Raw genomic sequence first — 6,158 nt, forward strand, 5'->3', positions numbered from 1 at the left:
GGCTACCACTGTGTGAAAACCCAGCTGGCGGGTATAATCGGGCGGTTATGTCGTCGGAAATGGGGGAAGCATGCGGGTATTTTGTCGGGAATGTGGGGAGTTGGGGCGCATCACCAAGACGCACCGTTTGAGCCGTGACACCGCCGATCTGTATTGCCAGTGCACGGACGCGGAATGCGGCCATAGCTGGGTATCCCAGATGTCATACAGCCATCCGTTGAGCCCATCGGGGCGCACAACCAGCCAACTGGCCTTGAGCCTTATCAACTCGCTCAGTCCCGATGGGCGGCAGATCCTGCAGCGGGAACTCAACCTGGGGCAATAAAGAAGGGGCGCATGATGCGCCCCTTCTTGCATCGATTTGGGAAACAACGACGTTCGTTGTCATAAATCAGTCAATGTCCCGAATGCCTTGACATAAGTGTAAAATTCCCTATATTGGGTACCTTGCTTTTGTTTCGAGGCGGAAACATTTCATGAGTACCGACTTAGTTGTGAAGGACGCAGCGCTACAGCTCAACATCAGTGAACAGAGAGTTAGAACATTATGTCGTCAAGGCGAGTTAGATGCTCGCATGATTGGTAATACTTGGCTAATTCAAGCAGATAGCATGAATAATTATACGCAGCGGTTAATTAATAAAACTATTGAGGATCATCCTGCATTGAATATCGATTCTCATATAAATAAAAAACCAATTGCTCTAAGTTTTTTTTCTGGGGCAATGGGGCTAGATCTTGGCATTGAAAAAGCTGGGTTTGACATTAGGCTTGCTTGTGAAATAGACCGATTTTGTAGACAAACCATATCATGTAATAGACCTGATACAGCTCTTCTTGGAGATATTAATGAATATAGCGCTGCTGATATTTTAAATGCTGCTGGCATAGATAGTTCAGAAGTGGATTTGATTGTGGGTGGGCCACCTTGTCAAGCATTTAGCACTGCGGGTAAACGCCAAGGATTTAATGATGAACGTGGTAATGTTTTTATAAAATATTTGGACTTGGCTCTAGAAATTCGACCAAAATATATAGTTATTGAAAATGTTAGGGGATTACTATCATGTCCTATGGAACATCGTCCTCATGAAATGAGAGGTAGTGGTTTCCCTGAATTATCAGAAGATGAATTAAAGGGGGGGGCTCTCAATTTTATCATAAATAGACTTGAGAACTCTGGATATGGATACTCCTTTAACTTATATAACTCAGCGAATTTTGGTACAGCACAAATTCGCGAGAGGATAATAATAGTTTGCTCCAGAGATGGACACAAACCACCATTTTTGACACCTACAAATTCTGAATGTGTGGAGCATGGCTTACCAAAATGGAACGTAGTTAAAGACTGCATTAAAAACATTAAAGAACATCATCATTTGAATTTTCCAGAGAAAAGGCTTAAGTATTATAGGATGTTGGGGCCTGGACAAAACTGGCGAAATTTGCCAGAAAATCTTCAAAAAGAAGCTATGGGTAAATCATTTTACTCTGGTGGCGGAAAAACTGGATTCTTGAGGAGATTGGGCTGGGAAAAGCCTGCACCAACACTCGTTACTCATCCAGCTATGCCAGCCACTGACCTAGCTCATCCAGAAGAAAATCGCCCACTGTCCATTGAGGAATATATGGCAATTCAAGATTTTCCATCAGATTGGAAACTAGCTGGCCCATTAATTCAACAATATAAGCAAATTGGTAATGCAGTTCCAGTTAGACTTGGTTTTGCTGTAGGTACATTAATTAATAACTTATTAAATGGCGTAGTGCCTGTTTCTTATATTGGTTTTAAATATTCTAGGTATAATAATACTAATGACGTAGATTGGTGCAATGATTTTAATGGAAAGTTGAAACTGCTGAAGCAGAAAGTAGAATTACAAAAAAAACGGGCTTAAGCCCGTTTTTTTTAATAATCTAAAAGGCTTGCTTTAGTTTCTTCTCCGACCTCTGAAAATATTTCTAAAAGGTATTCATAAGCACCAGCACCACCTAAAAAGTCCCAATAATCCTTACCTATTAAAACACATTCGTCTTTATGCATATCAAACAATTTCATGGGGAATGAATGTTTGTAATCTGACCTTTTAGAACCATTTGGGTTATAATACAGAGCAAAATAAGTTTTACACTCCCTATTTCCAGCCTTTAATATTAACATGTCTTTTTTTGCTATTTCTGATTGGTCTAGATTCGGCGTGACAGTTTTTATTGATATAAAATGCTCTTGCTCATCTTTTTTTAGCCAAAGATCAGTTATAACTCGTCTAACAACAACGTTCCCCATATTAAATGAAGTAACACTTGTTATCTCTTGCTTCCAGTTTGGTATTTGACTTCCACGCCTTAAAGCAGCACATATTCTCTCCACCTCATCTACAGCGCCTTGATGAAGATTGACCATTGATATTTTTTGTCTCTGCGCTTCGAAGCCATTTTCTTTTGCAACTATTTCAGAAATTTTTTCGATAGGCCCTTGCCCAAATGATGTTGAAAACGAACGTTCAAAAGATGAAACCTTGACAATAGCATCGGTCAAAAGTGCTGAATGAAAAGGCTTATGTGATTTTTCTGATTTTATTTTCTTATCGGTTCTAACTAATGCACCACTCACACATTCACTTAGAATTTTCTTGATGTCATCTCTGACAGCCTTGCTCCAGTCTGTAGCCATTTGAAAACCATTTCTCTAGGTGGGATTGTGTAGAAGGGTGCCTTTTGGAGCAAGTGAAGTCAATATAGAAGTATGGCGAGGGCTTTTAGTGGATATTGGCTGATAACTGGTGATATTACGACCAAGTCAGTTTGAAGAGCAATTATGTATCATCACAAAGCCCGAAAAATTTAGCATTGGATAGTGGTTGTTTCCGCGTTTCCATAGGGGGAAGTGGCCACGTGCACAAGTCTACTAAATCGCGTAGTCGGGCAAGCTGAGCATGTGTCCCCTCGGTGTTGCCGTTTTCCAAATCATTCAGCAGCGCTAAGGCATCGTCGGCGCCAGCGGCCGTCATGCTAGCCAGCCAGGCCATTGGATCTCCAGACTGAGCCAGTAGGTTCCGCACATCCGCCAGCTCCGCCTGGCGTTTTGCTTCTCGTAGTCTGGCTTCGGCTTCAATCTGATACGGTGATAGCTCGTTTGGTGATGAAAATGGGTGCCGTTCGGTCACTTTCAGTTCGCCATTACGGATGCACACGAATCTATCTACCGCTCTCACAATCGCACCACGTCGGATCATGGACACCTCGTCCGCATCCAGCCCCAAATGGAATAGATTTACACCTCTCAATAGATCCTCTTTAGATCCTTCGAGATCGTCCCGTACAGTTGTTGCCAGAGCTCCAAGGGGGGAAAGACCCTCGCTTCGCTCGACACCCACTAACTCGCTGCGCTCGCCCACACCGACAGACACCCCAGCCTGTGCCACTGATGCGGCGTGTGAGCCACATTTACGCAGTACCCACTCTCCGGTGCGGGTCGGCTGAGTGATGCCATCACAGGCCCTTACGCCCACGAGCTTTGTCATGGCTTCGCCGTACTGGTTAGGTTCGCTAAAGGCGGTGCGGTAGATACTCAAGGGCCGGGCATCACGACGGCAGCAAGGGCCGCCCATGGCCTGGGTGAAGTTCTTCCAGTCCACGGCATCTGCATATCGGCGGCACTCTTCCATGATGGGGCTGGCCAAGGGCGCAACAACGATCCCTTTGGCTTCCTGCAAACGGCCAGGCAGCCGGCGTAGCTCGCGCCATATACCGACTGGTGGGCCCTTCAAGGGTTGGAACTGGCGCAGGCCCCAGAGCGAGGCCCAGGCCCGCACCCGGCGGGCGCCTTCGGTGGCGGCCGTCTCGGCTTCCAGATCGCCTTCGTCGCCGACCCGGTACCCGTCGATATTCTTGGCGATGTACTTGACGATATAGCCCACGGCGCCGCCCTTCTCCTTGTCCATCACCTTCCAGTCAAAGCGGGGAGTGATATCGCTATAGGGCTGCTTGCTGTCGGGGTGGCGCTTGCGCACCAGATCGCCTTTGTCATGGCTGAGGGCATAACGCTGCAGGATGCTGATCAAACGGTGCTGGTGTTCAGGTTTGACCCAGATCAGCAGGTGCCAGTGTGGTGTCCCGTCGTGATGAGGTTCAACCACTCTGAAACCGAAATATTCTATGGGGTCCTCAGTTGGGGGGAGATCGCCAACCTGGGAAATGTTGCGAGCCAGTGCTGAGCGGCAGCGTTCCCACAGCTTGCCAATATAGCGCTGGGTATCGCGGGGCGATGAGCCGTCATATTTGGGATTTTCGGTGGTGCGGTCAGGCTGGTTTGGCTGTGACTTTTTGATGGTCTTCCAGGGGTGATATTTACTCGGCGCTGTCCAGGTAAAGAACAGACCTACGTAACCCATTTCATCGGCCACATCAGAAAAGCCCCGTGCCCGCACAACCAGTTCATGGCGGCGGTTCTCGGGATTGGCGATGGACGCTTTGACTGCATCTTCCAGGCTGATGATGATCTCTTCCTGGGCGTTATAGGCTTCCATGTCCTTGAGCCAAGCTGCTGCCATCTGCTGGCGCTCGATGAAGGCCCGCAGCCCCTGGCTGGATACATAGGCAGACACACCCCGGCGAACGTGGCCCAGTAGGATGGCGCAGTGCTCACCATACTGTTCCCATATCTTGCGCAGTTTGCGTGCCCACCACTTGGGGTCAATCCAGCGCACAAGGTGTGCGGCAATAAAGGCATCGCGGGTCTCGGCTGTTTTGAACTTGGGCAACCGTGGCAGCAACCCCCAGGCAGCAAGTGGCTGGCTGCATACCTTCCACAGCCGGAGCGCCGGTACCTGCTGATCGCCAAAATCGGTGGTGGCATTAAACAGCCTCATGACCCGCTCAACGTAGTTCACGGCCAGGCGCTCGCGGTCTTCTTTGGTACGCAGAGACTCCAAGGGTTCGGGGATGGCGTTTTGCACTTGGCGCAAAGTGGTGATTCGACTTGATAGCCAGCGGTTGGCATCCTGGCAGATGGCCACACCCTTGAGCACATCTGGGGCACGGCGTATGCAGTAGCCAACAAATAGCTCGGCTACCAGGTCGTTTGGTAGTTGTACCCCTGGCCCACCGCCTTCGCGTGGAATGGGGCGATCAAGCAGGTCGAGCGCCCAATCCAGTGCATATGCCCCGGTGATGCCGACAAAATAGGATTTGATGGTCTCAATCCTGGTATCGATATCGCCACCGGTGAACTCAGCGCGGCGAGCTGCTGGTAGGCGAGCGGCAGACAACGGATAGAGAGAGACACGACGACACGCCATGATGCGGCGCGCCATGGCTTTTGTGGACACAGCCAATTTCCAGGCAGCGGGCTGCCTGGGTGGTATGGGCTTGGCGTCAAATAGCTCGGTGTAATAGTCCCGCATCAGAACGGCAGATACTCGTCACAACGCAGGTTGGCGAGATACCGCTCCTGGTGAGCAATGGTCTCCAACGCTTTCATGCGGTCGCGGCGCGTCCATCTGCATTCAAAGAGCAGGCGGCACAAGGCAAATTTTGGTGCTGGCAGGCGAGCCTCCCGCAAGGCAAGGAGCTCGCGCTGGCACTGACGAAGGGCTTCCAGTTTTACCTTGGCGATGAATGACAAGGCGGCAATGTCGGCCTCAAGCTCCGCGTGCAGCGCTGAAAAATCCGGGGTGTTCTCGGTCATCGGATCACCTCGCCCAGTCCATGCAGTGGGGCGCACTCTTCCCACCAGTTGCCAATCTCGATGGCAAGTTCTGTGTCCCCCTGACCGAGCGCTAGCCAATAGATAGAACGGATTGCCCCCAGGGCCAGGAGCTCGGGGTCAACATCAACAGCAAGGTATTCCGCGCGGTAGGTCAGCCAGTGCATGTACAGACTGCTGCGCCGTTGGTCCGGTGTGTCCTCATCGTCTCCGCTGTCATCATCCAGCAGCGCATCCGGGCGACATGTGGCCACAAGCTGGATCTGGATGTGTTGCGGGCCTGAATACACGCTGCCCATACAGACCCGATTGTCATCAGCCCGGGCGGCAAACATATCGGCCAGCAACCCCTCGATCAGCTTGGGGGCTTGACGTGCGATCTTGATAGCGTCGCTCATGCCACCGCCTTTTGAAGCCAGGCTTTTGCCCGAGCGATAATCTGTTCGTC

The 6,158-nt window shown here is 50.0% G+C and carries 6 protein-coding genes; 2 read left to right on the forward strand and 4 right to left on the reverse strand.

All coding sequences use genetic code 11. The annotated features are described in order from the left end of the window. The first annotated feature begins 70 nt into the window (after positions 1-70). Together GWQ22_RS20640 and GWQ22_RS20645 are read left to right on the forward strand one after the other, a co-directional pair. The gene (locus tag GWQ22_RS20640) at positions 71-325 is read left to right on the forward strand and encodes an ogr/Delta-like zinc finger family protein (RefSeq protein WP_275931512.1); all 255 of its coding nucleotides are present in this window, start codon (positions 71-73) and stop codon (positions 323-325) included. A 151-nt stretch (positions 326-476) separates the two neighbouring features. After that, positions 477-1,901 (forward strand): DNA cytosine methyltransferase, encoded by a 1,425-nt coding sequence (locus tag GWQ22_RS20645; RefSeq protein ID WP_275931513.1) that lies wholly within the window; start codon positions 477-479, stop codon positions 1,899-1,901. Between the two features lie 11 nt (positions 1,902-1,912). Here the strand turns inward: GWQ22_RS20645 and GWQ22_RS20650 are convergent, their stop codons facing one another. From GWQ22_RS20650 to GWQ22_RS20665, 4 genes are all read right to left on the reverse strand, one after another. Beyond that, a complete protein-coding gene (locus GWQ22_RS20650; protein WP_275931514.1) occupies positions 1,913-2,677 on the reverse strand; it encodes a TdeIII family type II restriction endonuclease in 765 nt (254 codons plus the stop codon). 142 nt (positions 2,678-2,819) lie between these two features. Then, positions 2,820-5,333, reverse strand: a complete 2,514-nt coding sequence (locus tag GWQ22_RS20655; protein ID WP_275931515.1) for a replication endonuclease — start codon at positions 5,331-5,333, stop codon at positions 2,820-2,822. Between the two features lie 74 nt (positions 5,334-5,407). After that, complete coding sequence (locus GWQ22_RS20660) at positions 5,408-5,692, reverse strand: hypothetical protein (protein WP_275931516.1); 285 nt, start codon at positions 5,690-5,692, stop codon at positions 5,408-5,410. Beyond that, positions 5,689-6,158 (reverse strand): hypothetical protein (locus GWQ22_RS20665; RefSeq protein ID WP_275931517.1); only part of this gene is annotated, 470 nt, incomplete at its 5' end. The genes GWQ22_RS20665 and GWQ22_RS20660, both read right to left, overlap by 4 nt.

Source organism: Aeromonas sp. 1HA1, from assembly GCF_029237385.1.
Classification (GTDB): Bacteria; Pseudomonadota; Gammaproteobacteria; order Enterobacterales; family Aeromonadaceae; genus Aeromonas; species Aeromonas popoffii.

Excerpts from the sequence above, each read along its gene's own strand:
- GWQ22_RS20640 (WP_275931512.1), top strand. The coding sequence starts at position 71 with ATGCGGGTATTTTGTCGGGAATGTGGGGAGTTGGGGCGCATCACCAAG.
- GWQ22_RS20645 (WP_275931513.1), top strand. The coding sequence starts at position 477 with ATGAGTACCGACTTAGTTGTGAAGGACGCAGCGCTACAGCTCAACATC.
- GWQ22_RS20650 (WP_275931514.1), bottom strand. The coding sequence starts at position 2,677 with ATGGCTACAGACTGGAGCAAGGCTGTCAGAGATGACATCAAGAAAATT.
- GWQ22_RS20660 (WP_275931516.1), bottom strand. The coding sequence starts at position 5,692 with ATGACCGAGAACACCCCGGATTTTTCAGCGCTGCACGCGGAGCTTGAG.